This is a genomic window from Sulfitobacter sp. D7, assembly GCF_003611275.1.
Taxonomy (GTDB): Bacteria; Pseudomonadota; Alphaproteobacteria; order Rhodobacterales; family Rhodobacteraceae; genus Sulfitobacter; species Sulfitobacter profundi.
Map to the genome: position 1 here is coordinate 2475988 of NZ_CP020694.1, position 18454 is coordinate 2494441.

Sequence of the window (18454 nt, forward strand, 5' to 3'; positions counted from 1 at the left end):
ATAAGCCAAGGCCGCGCCCCCCGTGAAGATCGCCTATATCCTCAACACCTACCCGCAGCCCTCGCATTCCTTCATCCGCCGCGAGATCGCGGCGCTAGAGGCGGCGGGCCATGAGGTGCTGCGCTTTGCCATGCGCGGCCCCGATGTGCCGCTGGTCGATGGGCAGGACAAGGCCGAAGAGGCGCGCAGCCACTATGTTCTGGCCGCTGGCGGGGCCGCCCTCGCCCATGCAAGCCTGCGCAGTGTCCTGCGTTCGCCCCGCCGGTTCGGCAAAGCGCTGCGCGAAGTCTGGCACGCCGCACGTCGGGCCGAGACGGGGATGGCCCGCCATCTGATCTATCTGGCCGAGGCATGCTATCTGCAGGCGCAGCTGGACGGCAGCGGCACAGAGCACCTGCACGCTCATTTCGGCACCAACGCCACGATGGTCGCGATGCTTTGCCACCTGCTTGGCGGGCCGCGCTATAGTTTCACCACCCATGGGCCTGAGGAATTCGACAGCCCCCGCGCGTTGTCACTCGGCGCGAAAATCCATCATTCGGCATTTGCCGTGGCGATCAGCCAGTTCGGGCGCAGTCAACTGTGCCGATGGGCTGACCCAGCCGATTGGCCGCGCATCAAAGCTGTGCATTGCGGCATTGAGCCCGCTAAATTCCCTGCCCCCGCCGCCCTGCCGGATGGCCCGCGGCGCCTCGTCTCCATCGGGCGTTTTGTGGAGCAGAAGGGCCAGCTTGCCCTGATCGACGCCATGGCCCAGCTGCGCGACAGCCAACCCGATCTGCATCTGACGCTGATTGGCGACGGCCCTTTGCGCCGCGCGATTGAAACGGAAATCGCCCGCCACACCCTGCATGATCGCATCACCCTGACCGGCTGGGTCGATGAGGCGCGAGTTACCTCCGAACTCAGCGCTGCCCATGCGCTCGTCATGCCCAGTTTCGCCGAAGGTCTGCCCATGGTGGTGATGGAGGCCATGGCCGCCGCCCGCCCGGTAATCGCCACCTATATCGCAGGCACGCCGGAACTGGTGCAGCCCGGCCAGACCGGCTGGCTGGTGCCCGCAGGCGATGTGGCGGCCTTGGCCGAGGCGATGACCGCCCTGCATGACGCGCCGCTCTCGACGCTGGAAGAGATGGGAAGGAACGCCCACGCGCGGGTCTTCGCGCGCCATGATGTGTCCCGCGAGGCGGCAAAGCTCGCGGACCACATGCAAGACGCCGCCCGCTAGCGCCCCCGCACCCAGCGGTTTGCACTGCGAAAGACCGGTGCGTAAATCGTCAGCCGCACGGCGACAAAGACCAGCGCCCCCAAAGGGTCCGCCAGCGCGCGCCGCCAAAAGGGGCGCATCTGATCATGCGCGTCATCATTGCGCATCAGGTCGGGGAAAAGCTGCTCGACCTCGGCCACGCCAATGTCTTGCCGCCGCCGCACCCGCACCAGCGGCGCAAAGCCTTCGATCATGGGCCAAGCATAGGGGGCAGGCACCGCGATGCGTTCCTCGGGGCGGAAATTCAGCCGCGCGAAAGTGTCGTCCGAGATGATGTCCGGCCAATCCCCCCAACGCGCCCGCCCGGTGCGGTTCATGGCAAAGACACCAAACCCCGGCACGCCATGGGTCATGAAGCCGGTGGTCTGCCAAAACCGCGTGTAATGGCGCGTCACGCAATCGCCTGAGGTCGTCACCTGCGGCATCCCGCTAGCATAGCGCGGCGCGTCCTCGGCCAGTGCCCCGGCCAGTTGCGCCAGCAGGGGCGGTGAGACCAGCACATCGGCGTCGAGATAGACCAAGACCGCACCCCGCGCCGCAGCCTCGCCCGCATTCAACGCACCGAGTTTGCTGCCTTGAGCCAGTTCCAGCACCCGCAGCGCCCAGCCTCGCGCCTCGAACGCGGGGGCCTTTCTGCGGGCCAGTTCTGCGGTGTCGTCCGTGCAGCCATTGGCCACGACGATCACCTCCACCGGCCCCGCCACCGGGTCAGCGGCGCAGAGCGCGTCGAGGCAGGCGGGCAGCCAGTCGGCCTCATTATGGGCGGGGATCAACACGCTCACCCCTTGGAACGCGCCTGTTGCTACTTCCATGCGTTCAAAGCGTCCCAACGTGGGTTTTCATCCACCAGATAGCGCAGCGCGCCCCAAGACCCCCATTTCGTCGGGGCATAGACATCCGAATAATGAGTGAACAATTGCCCGCCGACAGCCAGCCACCCTGCCATCAGATCGTTATAGAGCGCACCCATTTGAGGCGCGTAATTGAGATGGTGAAAGAAGGCGGTCAGACTTTCGTCATTCACCTGTGCCCCAAGGCCAACCACATGGCTGCCGCCTTCGTACATCACCAGATCTAGGTCATGCGCCCGCGCCACGGCGGCATGATAAGGCCAGACACGGCCAATAAGGTCGGCAAGCGTGTCGTTTTCAAGCCCGCTGATGCCACCGTTGCGCAGGTCTTTCGCCGCACGGGCGGTGGCCGCGTCAAAGCGGTGGGTCTGAATATAATCGTCCAGAGCACTGCCGCTCAACCCTTCCGCTTCCCCCTCGGCGCGGGCCAATTCGAGGCTTTCCGACAGCCAGTCCTTGACCAATTCCACATTATCTTCCAGCCCCAGCACCCCGCCGAAATAGCCGGTGATCGCATATGCATCAAAGGCGGTGGCGGGCGCGCGGTTTCCTGCTTTTTCAGCTTGGTAAAGCGGGGCTTCCAAAGCCTCACGCTCAAGCCCCAGCCAGCCGGTCTGGCTCGCGATCACATTGCGCAACCGCGCTTCAGCCTCACCGCCGAAGACATCCGTCCAGATGCGCGCCACTTCGGCGGCGCGCAGGCCATAGAACTGCATCCCCTTCTCGGCCTCATTCCAGCGGGCCTGCGCCATCTCATCCGCCCATTGGGTCTGGGCGAATTGCCAATTCCAAACCTCGTTGGAGAATTCCACATAGGCTTTTCGGTCCTCGCTCAACGTCTCCTCGACGTAGGTCGCGAACGCGGTCACATAGCCATCATCCGCCAGATGTGGCATGTTGAACCACGGGTCGATCTTGAGTTCATTGGCCAAGGCGACCATGACTTCTACCGGGACACCGCGCAGGGCATAGGTCACATCCTCGGGGCGCGGGCGGTCCTCCCATGCGGCGATGGGGCTGTCGTTGGTGCCCATCCAATCCATGAAGCGTAGCACCTTCATCCCGGTCAGATGCTGCGTCCAATCGGGGTTGAACCGCGCGCCAGCGTCGAAATCGGCAGCGCGGTCTTCGCGCACGACGGTGATATCGCGCGGCGGATCGCTGCGGTGCATGCGCTGAATGCGAATGTCGACACTGCCCGGCCCCGGCGCATAGTCGAACCGCACCTCGTTCTTGCCATAGCGGACATTCTCGGCCCGGCCCGTGACCTCGATCACGCCCTGCCCCTCAAAGCGAAGCAGATAGCGGCCCTTGAGCGTGGTCGCCTGCGGCGGCATGTCGGTCAGGATCAATGTGCCGATGCTGCCCAAGGCGCGGGGCATCTTCACCGGCCAGCCTTCGGAATCGAGGTAGCCACCCTCAACCAATTGCGCATATTCCATCCCGCCAAAGCGCCCGGCCAGATGGCCAAGCCACGGGCGCGCGGTTTTCATCAGGTCGAGGAAGGGAGCCTGCACGCTCCAGTCGGCGATGGCGGCAAGGCCGATGCCCATGTCGCGGGTGCCTGCGACGGCGTCCTGCGGCGGTGTGATCTTGAACGGGGCGTTCGCAATCGGCGTGACAGGTACTTCGGGCTCATCTGGGGCCGGCGCTGGCTCATCAGGAGCGGACGCAGGTTCATCTGGGGCGGGCGCTGGCTCATCGCGGGCAGGCGTAGGCTCATCGCGGGCAGCCGTAGGCTCAGGCACCGCGGGCGGGCCAGTGGGCGAAATCGGGGCGGTCTGTGCATTGTTTGCGGCGGCAGGGCGCGTGGCAGGCGGCACCGGCACCACAGCACTGCCCTGATACTCTCGCACCGAATCCCACGCCACACGCTGAAGCTCCCGCGCGAGGTCGGGGGTGGGCGTGTCAAACGCTTTGCCCCAACGGTCATTGAAATCCGTCGGCAGGCCCAAGGGATCTTTGCCCGTCAGCGTGGCATATTGCACCATGGCGACAAAGTAGTGGCCCAGATCGTTCAGGTGGATGTCATCGGCAAAAAGCGCGTCGATCTCATTCAGCCCCGGCACACGTTCGGCGGCGATTTCATCGTAAAGCCGCGCCATCGCTTGCCCGGCGGGGATCACCTCAATCGTCGCAGTGTCAGAGCTGCGCCCATCGCTCACCGCCGCCGCGATCCCCTCCCATGCGGGCAGATCATTTTGCAACCGTTCGCGCCAAGGGATATGGGCGTGGTCGTCATAGGCCACTGCCTCTCCGCTGCCGCTTTTCAGCGAATGCCATGTCTCTTGCAGATAGACCTTCACCGTCGCATTGGCCGCCGCAGCAAGGCCAAAGAAAGCCTGCGCATAGACTTCGGTATCCGACCAACGGGTGTGATTGGCCAGCGGGATCGCCTCGGTCAGGATCAGATGGGTGGTCTGCCCTTCGGGCAAGACAGTGCGGGCATCCACGCCCTCGGCCCGGTCAGATTCGTCCCAATTATAACGCAGGGGCGCGCCGTTGATGATCTGCGCGCGCACCTCGCCCTGCCCCACCCCGGCGCGCAGCGCCTCTTGCAACATATCCGGCCCGTCCGCCCCAAAAAGGCTGTGGCCCACCATCAAGACCGAGAACAGCCCGCCCAGACCGCTCATGCCGCGACCCCGCTGTCGGGATGGGCGCGGACCACGTCCCAGACCACGCGCTGCATCAGTGCTGCGGCCTCTGCACTTGGTGTGTCAGCCGGGGTGCCATCCGCGCGGGTCAACTGATGCGGCAGCCCCGCCGGGTCGCGGTGATAGAGCGTTGCGTAATGGGTCAGCGCCACAAGATAGGCCCCCTGATCGTTGAAGTGAATCGTATCGCGGCGGCCTTGCTCATCGCGCGAAAAGAGGTTCTGCAGGCTGATGATGCCGCCCACCCCTCCGGCCGCATCGACTGCGCGGGCAAAGGCCGCCATGACCTGCCCGGCGGGGATCAGATGAATGGGCCGGTCCGATTGCTGCAAAGCGGGGTAGATCACCTGCTGCCGCCAGTATTGATCGAGGTCACGGTCGATGCGGTTCAGCCACCCCTTGCCATCGTCGGTGTGATGCCATGTCTCATAAAGATAGACGCGCGTGTCGGGCCGGGCCGCCTGCGCCAGATCGGCCCAGCGGGCAAGGTAGTCGGGGCTGTCGTGGTAGCGGATGGCGTCGGCAAGCTCGACCATCTCGGTCAAAACCAGGGCGTCGTAATCGCCCGAACCGATCGCCGCCCGGGCGGGCCGGTGCTGCGCATGGTCATTAGAGCGCTCAAACCCATTCACCGGCACATTCGGCTCCCAATGGTCGCGCAGCGAACTGCCCCAGCCGGTTTGACTGTGATAGCTGTGCCCGGCCCCCGCCATCTGCGCCAGCATCGCGGGCATGTCTCGGCCCACCAGTGAATGCCCCAGATGGTAGACCTGCATCGGCCCCGTCGGCGGGGTCAGCGGCGTGGCATAGAGTTGTTCCGCGCGGTCCTGCACCTGCGCCCGGCGAAAGACCCAAGTCCCGCCGCCGAGGCTGGCAAGAGCGGCGCCCCCCAGAAAGGCACGGCGAGAGAGTGCGACCATGAGATCAAGCTCCTTTGCGATCAATCTGCCCAATCGCCACCCCGCTGACAAGGTGGCCCGCCACCGAAACGATCCGCCCCGGCAGCTTCTCGCCGCGCTTAAAGCGTTCAGTGTCTTGGGTAAATTGCGCGTCAAAAGCGGGGTTTTCGGCGGATAGGGTTACGTCCAACCGATCAAAGCCAAAGAGCGTTTTGGTGAGCGGATATTGCGCCTTATAGGCCGCCTCCTTGGCGCAGAAGATGCGTTTGGCGGCGGCGAGATCAGCCCCACCGAGGCGGGTAATCTCGGACGGAAGACAGATTTCTGCAATCAGGTCGTCGGGCAGCGGGCTGTCTTCTTCGATGTCGACGCCCAGTGCCACCACATCAGAGCACCGCGCCAGCACGGCGATGCACCACACATCGGAATGGCTGATCGAACCGGTCAGGCCCTGCGGCCAAATCGGCGCGCGGTCGGTGCTGGCCAGCACCGGCGCAGGCGGGTGGCCAAGGGCCTGCATCGCTTCGCGTGCGGCGTGGCGTCCGGCGGTGAATTCGGCGACCCGCTTGGGCCGTGCACGTGCGATGACGGCGGCTTCGTCCCCCAGCAATGGCGGATGGGGCCTGTCGATCTGGGTTACAGCAACGGCGACTGGCAGATCGAACAGACTGCGGACTGCGGTCTTGATCTCGGCCTCTGCCGTCACCTCAACCCCGCCCGCGGGCGCGCTCGGCACGCATGAGGCGACGTTTCGACATGGTTTCGGTCCGGGCAGGCGTTTCGGCGGCTGGGGGCGCCTTGGGCGGTTCGGCTTTCTGGCCGTCCAATCCATCAATATGCGCCGCCAATCCCGCAAGGGTCGGGAAACGGAAGATATCGGTGATCGACAGCGCGCTGGCGCCCAAGGCCGCCTTGATATCGCGATGCGCCTGCACCGCCAGCAGCGAATGCCCCCCAAGAGCAAAGAAGTTATCGCCGCCGCGAATGTCCCCGATGCCCAAAAGCGCGCCCCAGACCTGCGCGATGGCGGCTTGGCTGTTGCCGTCTTGCGTGGCCGTCTGTGGCGCGGCGGCAGGTGCAGCACTGCGTTTGACCGGGGCGGGCAAGGCCTTGCGGTCAATTTTCTTGTTGGGCGTCAAGGGCATGGCGGGCAACGTTACGATGGCCTGTGGCACCATGATATCGGGCAGATGGGCGGCCAGTTGCCGCCGCGCCGCGTCGCTGTCGACCGCCGCATCGGCGACCACATAGCCGACCAGTTGCGCACCCCCCGGCCCCGCATCATCGCGCAGCAGGGCCACGGCCTGACCCACCCCCGGCAGATCGGCCAGCCGTGCTTCGACTTCCCCAAGCTCAATCCGGTGGCCGCGTATCTTGACCTGCGCATCGGCGCGGCCTTCGAAATGCAGCACGCCTTCGGCGTTCATGCGCACCAGATCGCCCGTGCCATAGAGACGCCCGTGGCCCGCGAAGGGATCGTCGATGAAACGCGCGGCGGTCATCTCGGCCCGTTGCCAATAGCCCTGTGTCACGCCAGCGCCCCCGATCCAAAGTTCACCCGCCGCACCGATCGGCAGCACCTGCCGCGCGGCGTCAAGGACATGAACCTGCGTGTTGGCAATCGGTGTGCCGATGGGGGCCGTGGTGCTGTGGGTGTCTTGTAGCACATGGGTGGTCGACCAGATCGTCGTCTCGGTCGGGCCGTACATGTTCTGGATCTGCGCCTGCGTCGCCGCACGCAAAGCGCGTGACAACGTGCCGGGCAACGCCTCCCCCCCGACCATCAGCGCCTTTACCCGCGCCAAAGCGCCACGTGCCTCATCGTTCATCACCATCATCTGCGCCATCGAGGGCGTGCATTGCAGATGGGTCACGCCATGGCGCACGATCTGCGCGGCGATTGAGTGGTCGTCCTCTGCCGGTTGCCCACCCGCATTGGCGCGGCGCAGCACATCGGCCAGCGGCTTCAGCCCCGCCATCACCTTGTCGGTGGGAATGCCATAGTCGATCAGGCAGGCGATCTCATCGACACCGATCCGCTTGAGTTGCTCGGCCCGCGCCAGCCCATCTGCCACGGTGCCAAACATGCCACTGTCGTTGAAATAGCGTTGAAAGGCGAACTCTAGGATCGCATCCATTTCTTCGGCCGAGAGCCCTTCGAGGTCGATCTCAAACGGGTTTGTCGTGCCGGCCGGTTTCTTGAAGGCCGGAAAGGCCCAAGCGTATTGTTTGATCAGCCCCGCCGCCGAGCGCAGGTAGTCCTTCATGGGCGCGCGGGCGATTTCCTCGGCCTCGGCGCGGGTCTCGGCGAGATAGCTGTGCAACATGACGGTGACCCGGTGAACCGCCGGGTCATGGCCCGCACCGCGCAGGGCGTCGTGGTAGATCTTGATCTTGTCCGCCACCTCTTCCACCGATTGGCCGAGCAGGTGGGTCAGCACATTGGCCCCGATCTCTCCTGCTTCTTTCCACGTTTGTGGATTGCCCGCCGTGGTGACCCAGATCGGCAGCCTGTTCGAGACGGGGCGCGGCTGCGTTACCACCGCGTGGGGCGTGCCATCGGCACGGGGGAATTCCACCGGCTCCCCGGCCCAGAGTTTGCGCAACTGGTCGATGGCGTCATACATCGCGGGCTTGTTCTGCGGCGGCGTGTTCTCCGGGCGCAGCACGAAGTCATCGGGCTGCCATCCGCTGGCGATGGCCAGTCCCACGCGCCCGTTTGTCAGGTTGTCGATCACCGCCCATTCCTCGGCGATCCGCGCGGGGTGATGCAGCGGGGCGACGCAAGACCCGGCCCGCACATCAAGGTTCTGCGTCACCGCGGCCACGGCAGCGCCTGTGACAGAGGGGTTCGGATAGGGGCCGCCGAAGGCATGGAAATGCCGCTCGGGCGTCCAGACCGCGTTGAAGCCATTGGCATCGGCGAATCGCGCACCTTCCAGCAGCAGCTCGTATTTCTTGGGGCCGACCCCGTCGTCATTGCCCCAGTAAAACAGGTTGAAGTCGATCTTGCGGTCGCTGGTGGCAATCGGCCCGTTCGACATCAGCGCCCGGCTATCGTCGCCGGCCAGCACCAGTTTGCCCCCCCGTGCGAGGGTCCAGAACAGTTCCAGCACCGAGATATCGAAACTGAGGCTGGTGACAGCGAGCCAGACAGCGCCCGCCTCATGATCGATCCGGTCGTCCATCCCGGCAAAGAAATTCGCCACATTGCCGTGGCTGACCATCACGCCCTTGGGCGTCCCGGTCGAGCCGGAGGTATAGATCAGATAGGCAAGGTCATCCGGCCCCGCGCTGGCGGCAGGGTTCACGTCCGAAGCCGTGGCGAGGCGCGGGTCGCGGTCCAGCTCCAACACCTGCGCGCCTTGCGCGGGCAGGCTGGCGGAAAGGACCGATTGCGTGACCACGACCGCAGCGCCACTGTCTGAAAGGTAATGTGCCAGACGGTCCGCCGGATAGGCCGGATCAAGCGGCACATAGGCGGCGCCAGCTTTCAGGATGCCAAGCGTGCCCACCAGCAGGTCCACCCCCCGTGCAACGCAAAGCGCCACCGGCATCCCCGGCCCGGCCCCCATGTCACCCAGCACATGCGCCAATTGATTGGCGCAGGCGTTCAGCGCGGCATAGCTAAGCGTCTCCCCCTCGAACACCAGCGCGGGGGCCTCGGGTGTGCGCGCCACCTGCGCCTCAAAAGCGGCATGGATGGTGAGGTGTTCATAGTCGCGCGTCGTCGCGTTAACGCGGGTCAGGAGCTGCATCTCGGTCTCTGGAAGGGCCCAGAGGGTGCCGCAATCTGCAGCCTCGGAGATGTTGGCGAAAGCCGCCGCAAACCGCGCGGCGAGGAGGTTGATCGCGGCATCGGTCAGTCGCGTGCTATCCGCAAAGAGGCGCGCGCCCCCCGCCCCGAGGCAGAGGGTCAGCGCCGCACCCGCGAGCGGTTCACTGTCAAAGGACAACGCAAAATCCGGAGTGCCAAGCGCTTCAATCGCCGGGTCGCGCAGCGGCAGATCACGCGCGAAACCTGCCGCGTCCTTCGCGCGGGCAAGTTGTGGTTCTACCTGTGCGATCAGTTCCGCCACGGGCAAGCCCGCCTCTGCCGCGATGGTGACCGGCAACCAATCGGCGATCAGCGGCGCGGATTCCCCTTTGCGGCTGAGGGCGATGCCGCCTTCTGTTGCCCCGGCGCTGCGCAGCGCGACGAGGGCTGCGGCTGCGGCCTGCTGCGAAAGGTCACTCCCCTGCGGCAGCGCGATCTCTCGCTCTGCCCATGTCGTTGTCGTTTCAACTGCGGTGGCCAAGGGGACCGGCAGCGCCTCAAACCCGGTCAAAGCGCGCCGCCAATGTGCCTCCTCAGCCGAAGCCGGAGCGCTGCCCGCCGTGTGTGGCACTTTATCACCGGGGGCAAAAAACTGGGCCGGAGCAATACTCTCACCCGCCATATCGCGCAGATCATAGAGGGCGATATGGGCATCGCGCGCCGCCACGACCACCCGCGTGCTGTCGACCTCGACAACCTCGCCGGGGGTGCCGCCTTGGCCCGCCAGCACCTCGACGCGGGAAACGGCCAGCACCGCGCCTGCCGCGCCTGCCGCGCCTGCCGCGCCTGCGAGTTTTGCCGTGGTCAAAGGGTTCCAATAGGCCCCGAAATCCAAGCCACGGACCAGCGCGCTGATCTCTCCTGCGGTCTTGGTAAAGTCGATCAGCCCGCAGTTCTCGGGCCGTTTGTCCTTCGCGAAATAGCTGCGCTGACGCAGGTCTTGGGCGGTGCCTTGCAGCTTGCCGCTTTCCAACTGGGCCAGCACTGCGCCAAAGCTTTCCATCCCGGCGGCGTAGCATTTAGAGTTGAGGCTAAAGGCCGTCTCATCGGGCGCGATCTCTACCTCCCGCTGCGCCAGCAGGTCACCGGTATCAACGCCCGCTTCAATCAGATGCCAACTGACCCCATGCTGCGCCTCGCCGTTGATGATTGCCCAAGCGGGCGTGTTCAGCCCAGCATAGCGCGGCAGGGGCCCATCGTGGAAATTGACCGCGCCACGTGTGGGCAGGGCCAAAACCGTCTGAGGGATCAGCCGCAGGTTGGCGATGCTCAAAAGCCAGTCGGCGGCCAGACCCATGGGCAGCAGATCTTCCGCATCGCGGCGAAGGACCAGCCCCTGCCCTTCGGCCCAAGCGCGCACCGCGTCATCTCGGGTGATTACGGCGGCGATCCGATGGCCGCCCGCCAGCAGCATGTCGCCGCAGGCAATGGTCAGAGATTCGTCGCCCATCAAGAGCGCGGAAAACGGTTCTGTCTTGAAGCTGGCGGTCATCAACGGTCCTCCGTGGCGGGGCTACGGCTTGGGTCTTGGACGGCGGGGGCCGCGCGCCTCGCGGTGAGCGCATGGGCCGCGAGGTCACGGTAAAAACCGGGGGCGTCTTCTGGCTGGCGTCCGGTCAGCAGGCAGCGCAGGCGGTGCAATCCGCCCCCGGCAAGCCGAGCACAGGTGGCCAAAGCGGCATAGGCGCGGCCATGGTTCTTGGCGAAATAGCGGTGGCGACTGTCGAACCAATAGCGCGGCATCCGGCGCCATTCCTTCATCCCGGTCGAGACCGAGCCAACGTGAACGCAGCGCGCCTGAGGCACATACCAGCAGTCCCACCCAGCCCGCGCGGCACGCAGGCAAAAATCAGTTTCCTCATAATAAAGGAAATACGCTTCGTCGAAGAGACCGACATCAGCCAGCATATCCCACCGCATCATGACACTGGCACCGGCCACCCAATCGACCTCTGCGGCCTCTTCCGGCAAGGGCGGGGCCACCACGGCAGAGGACAGCAGTCGCGTCAGTGGGCCCAACCGCGCGGCAGCTTCCAACTCGCCCGCGGCAGAGGGGAACCGGAAGGCCGTGGCATGGGGCAGATCATCCTCGCCGCGCACATGGCTTCCGGCCAACCCGGCGCGGGGGTGGTTCTGTAGATGATCCAACAGCGTCCCGATACAGCCCCGATCAAGGAAGGCATCCGAGTTCACCACATGCACGAAATCCGGCGCTGCCCCGTCGGACATCCCCGCCCGCATGGCAATGTTGTTGCCCGCCCCGAAGCCACCGTTGCGGGGCGATGTGATCAGCCGCACCCGATTGCCCGCACCCCAGCCCCGCGCGGCAATCTCCTGCGCCAAGAGCGCGGCAGAACCGTCGCCGCTGTCGTTGTCAACGATCACCAGTTCGGCATGGGTCTGGGGCATATCGGCCAAAGCGGCCTCAGCCGCGCGCAGGGTCATCTCTGCGGTGCGGTAGTTGAGAATAATGACCAAAAGGCGGGGTGATTGTTGCATCATTCCGCCGCCGTGGCCTGAGGCTGATCAGCGGGCTGGTCGTGGCTGGCGTCTATTGGCAGGGCCGCCGCGATCACCTCGGCCAGCTCTTGCGCCAAGACAGTCACATTGGGCGCCAGCACCATGCTCACATGGTCGCCCGGCACTTCGATCACCTGCAAGCGCGGCGCATATTGCCGCCACTGGTTGTCCTCATAGACATATTCTTTTTCCGCGGTGACATATTGCCCGGCAGAAACAGCCCAATGCCGATCCAGCGGTGGTCGGAAGAGTGTCATCGGCCCGTCCCACTGGGGCGTTTCATAGCGCTCCATCGCGCGCAGGAAGGCCGCCTGAATGCGCAGACTGTTGAAGGAAGCCCCCCCCTCACCATCGCCGACCGCCTCCTGAGGCCCCCGGCGGCGCGCGCGCTCCCACGCCCAGCGGTTGCGCGCCCATTCAAGCAGATAGGCCGGACCCTTACGCCGCAGCTCTGCCAATTTGATATGCGCCTTGTCGATCTTGCTGAGCGTCGGGCGGACGGGCAGCGGCGTGTCGAGCATCGCTAGAACGGCCACCTCTTGCCCTGCCGCCTGCAACTGCTGCGCCATCTCATAGGCCGTGATCCCGCCGCCGGAGTATCCGGCCAACAGATAGGGCCCTTGGGGCTGCAGCGCACGGATCTCTGCGATGTAGTCAGCCGCAGCGGCCTGCACCTCTTCGTGGGGGGCAGCGTCGCCGATCAACCCACGGGCCTGCACACCATAGACCGCGCGTTCGCCGCTAAAGGGCAAGGCAAGGTGGCGCAGGTTCAGCACATTGCCGAACATCCCCGCCACCACGAAAAGCGGCGTCGCATCCTGCGGCGATTGATTGAGCGGTACAAGGTGGTCAAAGCGCTGCTGCGGGGCCGCCGCTGCCGTATCAGCCACTTCCGTCTGCGCCAAATCTCCGCGCTCCGCCGCGATGAGCGCTGCGCATTTGGCGATCGTGGGAGCCTCGAACAGAACGGAGATCGGGAATTCCACCTTGAACTCGCGCTTGACCGCCGCAAACAGGCGGACAGCGATCAGGGAATGCCCGCCGAGGTCAAAGAAACTATCCTCGACCCCCACCGGGCTAACGCCCAAAAGGTTCGACCAAATCTCGGCCAGCTTTTCTTCGATCCCGTTGCGGGGGGCGACGAAAGAACCGTCCAGATCGGGCCGCTCAAAGCTTTGCCCTTGGGCGGAGGCATCGGTCAGCGGCGCGTCGGCTTGGGCAATCAATGTCTGCAAGGGCAGTGAGGACACCATGACCTGTGGCGCATCCAGCGCCAGCGCACGGCGCAGGGCCTCTGGCCCTTCCTGCGCGCGGATACCTTGGCGCACCAGACGGGCCAAACGCTCTTCGGCGGGGCTGAGGCTGTCGGCGCTTTGGGCATCCTCAAAGACCACTTCGCGGGCGTCGGGCGGCGGCACTTCGGCAAAGGGCCCTTCGAGCCGTTTCATCGCGAAATCGCGCACATCGACAAGGACCGCTCCCTGCGCATCGGTGATCGTCACATTGAACCGGGCCAAGCCCTCCGCCGCCGATCCTTCGGCAAGCCGGACGTGCGAGCGGACCTCGGCAGGCAGCGCCGCGTGAAGCGTGATCTCACCATAAGACAGCGGCACCCAAAGGTGACGCGCGGCATAGCCGGGGATCAGCGCCATGGCCCAACCGGTGGCGATGTCCATCAGACCGGGGTGCAGCACATAGCCATCGGCCAGATCACCCTGCGCGGCCTCGGGCAGCCGTAGCGCGGCGAGCCCCTCTCCCTGTCCCATGGCGGTGCGTTGCAGCACATGCCAGCGCGGGCCGAATTTCAGATGCGCCTCTTGAACGGCGGGCAGACGGCCCCCGGGCGCGGCTTCGGCCACGTCCTCGCAACGGGCCGCGAGGGCAGCAAGATCGAGAGGGGTGGCTGTGCGCCCCGTGGGGGTCAAACGCGCTTGAACATGCAACTGCCACGCGGGCCTGCCATTGACCACACAGGCGCTGCGCAACTCGGCGGCGAAACCTGCGCCCTCGGGGGTCAGGGTGATCTTGATCTTGCGCCGCGCCCCATCGGCCAGCGGCAGGGGACGCAGAAAATAGAGGTCTTGCAGCGTGAACCCCTGCAGCCCTTGAGCCTGCGCGGCCTCGGCCAAAAGCTCAATATAGCCTGTCCCCGGCATGATGGCGCGGCCATCCAAGGTGCGGTGCTGGTCGAGCAGCCAATGTGAGGTGGCGATCTCGGTGGTGAATTCCGGTACGCCGCTGTCGCCTGACCCTGCGGTTTCAAGCAGCGCCGCATTGATCACGCGGGCAGGCAGCGCCACGGCACCGCCCCCCGCAAGCGTGTCAGCGGCCATGCCCACATCGGCCCAAACGCCCCAGTTCACCGCGACCACGCGGGTCTTCGCGCCGCGCCGCGATTGCGCAAAGGCATTGAGCCAGGCGTTCGCCGCCACATAGTCCACCTGCCCCGCCGCGCGACTGGCGGTAGAGGTCGAGGAAAAGAGCACCATCAGGTCAAGCGCGCCATCGGGCAACAGTTGGTCCAAGACCCGCAGCCCCTGCACCTTGGGGGCCAGCACCGCGTCAATGCCCGCGTCGGATTTGGCCAAGAGCGGCGCATCGTCCAGCACCCCGGCGGCATGGATCACCCCTGTCAGCCCCCCATGGCGGGCGGTCAGATCGTCGATCACCCGGCGCATCTGCGCAAGGTTGGTGACATCCGCGCGGGCAACTTCGACCGCCCCGCCCGACTGCGCCGCCTGCGCTTCAAGTCGCAGAACGGCACGCAAGCGGCGGGCCGTGGCGTCGGCGGGGCCGTGACTGGCAAGGTAGCTGTCCCATTCGTGGCGCATCGGAAGCGCAGCGCGGCTCAGCAGGATGACACGGGTGCCCGGCGTCTCAAGAATGTCTGCCGCAAGGGTCAGCCCGATGCCCCCGAAACCGCCGGTGATGAGGTAATGTCCCTCCGGCTTCCACCCCGGCAAATCGCTTGGCGGTAGGCTGGCTGCGCGGTAGCCCAATTCATAGCGGCGGCCAGCACGATGGGCGACCTGAAGGTTGGCCGGGCTGGCCAAAAGCTCTTCGATCAGGTCACCGGGATCAATCACCGGCGCGGGGTCGACTGGCTTCGCGAACCATCTTGCCGGTGCCACGGGTGCTGCGACGGGCAGGTCAATCTGGCTCGCCGTCAGCCCCGGCACCTCTCGTGCCATGACGCCGACGGGGCCAGAGATCAGCGCCTTTTCGGGATAGGCCAGCCCCTCTTCCGCGATCTGCGCCCCACCGGTGGTGAAGACGTCAAGGTGCAGCGGCGCGTCAATCTCGGCCTCGGCCAAGGACTGCGCGAGCCACGTCAGGCTCCAGAACCCCTGTTCAATATTGCGGTCAAACCTGCTGGAACCGGGGCGCGGGGCGACCTGATCATCGGTCAGCCAGAAATGCGCGATCCGGTCGGGCATTTGCCTTTCGGCCTGAAGCGTCGCGATCAACTGGTCATAGCCCGACCGTCCCTGTTCTGGGGCCAGCGTGAAATGATCTGTGGTGACGCGGGCAAAGGCATCCCCCGCCGTGACCTGCACCACGCGATACCCTTTGGCACGCAACCGCGCGGCGGCCTCGGCCCCCGGCCCCGCCGTATCGGCGAAGATAAGCCAGTTCACCGGGCCGGAGAGCGCCATATCCCCTTCGGCGTAGCGCGGTTGCCAATGCGGCAGCGCGCCCCAATCGCTGATGTCATCCAGCCGTTGCAGCGGTTGCTCTGCGGGGCGGGTCGCGGCCTCTCCCGGTTCGATGAAATAACGCGCACGTTGGAATTGATAGGTCGGCAGCACCACGCGGTTGCGCCGTGCCTCGCCCCAGATCTGCGCCCAGTCAGCTTCGACCCCCGAGGCCCAAAGCCGCCCGATCACGCTGAGGAAATAGACATCATCCGCAATTTCTTGCTCGGGGTGGCGCAACGAAGACATCACCTGCCCCGGTGCCACATCCGCGTTCATCTGCGCCAAGGCGGAAAGCGCCTTGCCCGGTCCGACCTCTAGGAAGACCCGCCGCGCGTCAGCGCTCAACGTGCTGATACAATCGGCGAAATTCACCGTGTTGCGCAGCTGTTCGACCCAATAGTCGGGGTCCGCCGCCATCTGCGCCGTGATCATCTTGCCTGTTCGGTTGGACAAAAAGGGCATCTGCGGCGCGCGCAGGTCAAGCGTGGCAAGGAAAGCGCGGTATCGGTCAAGGATCGGGTCCAGCATCCGCGAGTGGGCGGCGATGTCGATGGCGATGCGCTGGTGGTCGAGAACGGCTGCATCCAACCGTGCTTGCAGCGCCTTTAGCGCGTCGTCCGGGCCAGAGACCGCGATCAGTTCCGGGCCGTTGACGCTGGCGATATCAAGCCCTTCGCCCAGAAGTGGCGTGATCTGATCCAGCGGAGCGGAGATGCTGATCATCCCGCCTGCTGGCACCTCATCAAAGAGCCGCCCGCGCAGCAGGACAAGGTCGATGCATTCCTCAAAGCGCATCACCCCGGCAAGGCAGGCGGCGACATTTTCGCCCATGGAATGCCCCACCATCGCCGCGGGTTTCACCCCCCAAGAGAGCCAAAGCTGCGCCAGCGCGTATTCGACGATCATGATCAGCGGCAATTGCACCGAAGGCCGTTTCAGCTTGGCTTCTGCCGCCGCGCGGTCTTCGGGTTCCGGCAGCCAGATCGCGCGGATGTCATACTCAAGCTGCGGCGCGAGATGGTCGAGCCCCCGGTCCATCCATTCGGCAAAGACCGGCTCGGTTTCATAAAGGTCGCGGGCCATATCGGCATATTGCGCGCCGCCGCCGGGGAACATGAAAACGACCTCAGCCTCGGGGCCAAGGTGGTCATGGGTAAAGACACGGCGGCTGTCGCCGCCTTCCAAAAGGGCTGCGGCTTCTTCATGGGTTTCGGCGACCAAGATGCGGCGTTTGTCGAAACCCCGACGGCCCTCTTTCAGGGTGAAGGAGACATCGGCTAAGGGCTGTTCGGGATGCGCGCGCAAATGCGCCGCGAGGGCGGCGCTGTTGGCGTCCAACGCCGCTTTGTTCCGGCCCGAGAGGCAGAGCACATGGAACGGGAAATCGCTTTCTTCCGACGCCGCGCGGGCGGGCGCCTCTTCCAAGATCATATGCGCGTTGGTCCCGCCAACGCCAAGCGCATTGACCGCGGCACGCCGGGGTGCGGCTTGGGCGGGCCAGTCATAAAGCCGGTCGTTCACGCGGAAAGGCGAGCCTTCGAAGGGGATCGCCGGGTTCGGCGCTTCATAGCCCAGCGAGGGGGGGATTTGCTGGTGGTGCAACGCCAGCGCCGCCTTGGCCAGCCCCGCCACACCCGCCGCAGTGTCGAGATGGCCGATGTTGGTTTTGACCGACCCGATGCGGCAGAAATCTTCGGCCTGCGTCTCGGCCCGGTAGGCTTGGGTCAGGGCGGCGACCTCAATCGGATCGCCTAGATAGGTGCCGGTGCCGTGGCATTCGACCATGCCGATGCTCTGCGCCGCCACGCCTGCATTGTCGAGCGCGCGGGCAATGGCCGCCGTCTGCCCATCAACCGAAGGGGCCAGATAGCCCGCCTTGGCCGCGCCGTCGTTGTTGACCGCCGAGCCTTTGATGACCGCCCAAATAGGATCGCCATCCGCAATGGCATCTTCCAACCGCCGCAGCGCCACCGCCCCCGCGCCAGAGCCAAAGACGGTGCCCTGTGCGCGGTGGTCGAAAGCGTGGCATTCGCCGTCGGGAGAGAGGATTTCATTCTCTTTAAATTCATAGCCCCGGCCCTGAGGCAGCTCGATCGTCACCCCACCCGCCAGTGCCATGTTGATCTCACCCGCGCGCAGCGCCTGCGCCGCATAGTGGATCGCCACCAGCGAGGTCGAACAGGCGGTTTGCAGGTTGATCGACGGGCCTTTGAGGTCAAACACATGGCTGACCCGGGTCGAGAGGAAATCTTTGTCATTGCCGGTATGCCGCAGCAGAAACATGCCCACGTCATCAACCAGATCGGGGTTCGAGCAGATGTTGAAATAGAAATAGCTGCCCATGCCACAGCCCGCATAGACACCGACGGGGCCGGAAAGGCTTTCGGGCATATGCCCCGCCTGCTCCATCGCCTCCCAAGCGACCTCAAGAAATTTGCGGTGCTGCGGGTCGAGGATGGCGGCGTCTTTTGGGGAAAAGCCGAAGAACTCGGCGTCGAACATGTCGAAACCGGGCATCTCGGCGGTGACGGGCACGTAGTTTGGCCGGGCCATACGTTCGGCGCTCTCTCCGGCGGCGCGCAGCTCGGCCGCGTCGCGCCGCTTGAGCGCGCTCACGCCATCGCGCAGGTTCGCCCAATAGGCGTCGACTCCTTCGGCCCCCGGCACGTTCACCGATATGCCGACAATCGCGATATCATCGCGTGCAAGAGTTTTGTCTGTGCTATTCATTGCGACACATGTCCC

The 18454-nt window shown here is 65.3% G+C and carries 8 protein-coding genes; 1 reads left to right on the top strand and 7 read right to left on the bottom strand.

What is annotated here, in order from left to right; all coding sequences use genetic code 11:
- Positions 1–22 precede the first annotated feature (22 nt).
- The gene (locus B5M07_RS11980) at positions 23–1228 is read left to right on the top strand and encodes a glycosyltransferase family 4 protein (RefSeq protein WP_120351482.1); all 1206 of its coding nucleotides are present in this window, start codon (positions 23–25) and stop codon (positions 1226–1228) included.
- On the opposite strand, the gene B5M07_RS11985 is transcribed toward B5M07_RS11980, so the two are convergent.
- From B5M07_RS11985 to B5M07_RS12015, 7 genes are read right to left on the bottom strand one after another with little or no spacing between them, the layout of a single operon-like run.
- A complete protein-coding gene (locus tag B5M07_RS11985) occupies positions 1225–2079 on the bottom strand; it encodes a glycosyltransferase (RefSeq protein ID WP_120351483.1) in 855 nt (284 codons plus the stop codon). The two genes, B5M07_RS11980 and B5M07_RS11985, sit on opposite strands and share 4 nt — an antisense overlap.
- Entirely contained in the window at positions 2070–4754 is a 2685-nt protein-coding gene (locus B5M07_RS11990) for a hypothetical protein (RefSeq protein WP_120351484.1), read from the bottom strand. The genes B5M07_RS11985 and B5M07_RS11990 overlap by 10 nt, the downstream gene beginning before the upstream one ends.
- Positions 4751–5695, bottom strand: a complete 945-nt coding sequence (locus B5M07_RS11995; protein WP_120351485.1) for a hypothetical protein — start codon at positions 5693–5695, stop codon at positions 4751–4753. The genes B5M07_RS11990 and B5M07_RS11995 overlap by 4 nt, the downstream gene beginning before the upstream one ends.
- A 4-nt stretch (positions 5696–5699) precedes the next feature.
- Complete coding sequence (locus B5M07_RS12000) at positions 5700–6410, bottom strand: 4'-phosphopantetheinyl transferase family protein (protein ID WP_120351486.1); 711 nt, start codon at positions 6408–6410, stop codon at positions 5700–5702.
- Entirely contained in the window at positions 6382–10983 is a 4602-nt protein-coding gene (locus tag B5M07_RS12005) for a MupA/Atu3671 family FMN-dependent luciferase-like monooxygenase (protein ID WP_120351487.1), read from the bottom strand. Before B5M07_RS12005 ends, B5M07_RS12000 begins: the two co-directional genes overlap by 29 nt.
- Positions 10983–11993 (bottom strand): glycosyltransferase family 2 protein, encoded by a 1011-nt coding sequence (locus B5M07_RS12010; protein WP_254693920.1) that lies wholly within the window; start codon positions 11991–11993, stop codon positions 10983–10985. Before B5M07_RS12010 ends, B5M07_RS12005 begins: the two co-directional genes overlap by 1 nt.
- Positions 11990–18439: a type I polyketide synthase gene (locus B5M07_RS12015; protein WP_120351488.1), complete on the bottom strand. Its 6450-nt coding sequence runs from the start codon at positions 18437–18439 to the stop codon at positions 11990–11992. The genes B5M07_RS12010 and B5M07_RS12015 overlap by 4 nt, the downstream gene beginning before the upstream one ends.
- Positions 18440–18454: the final 15 nt, after the last annotated feature.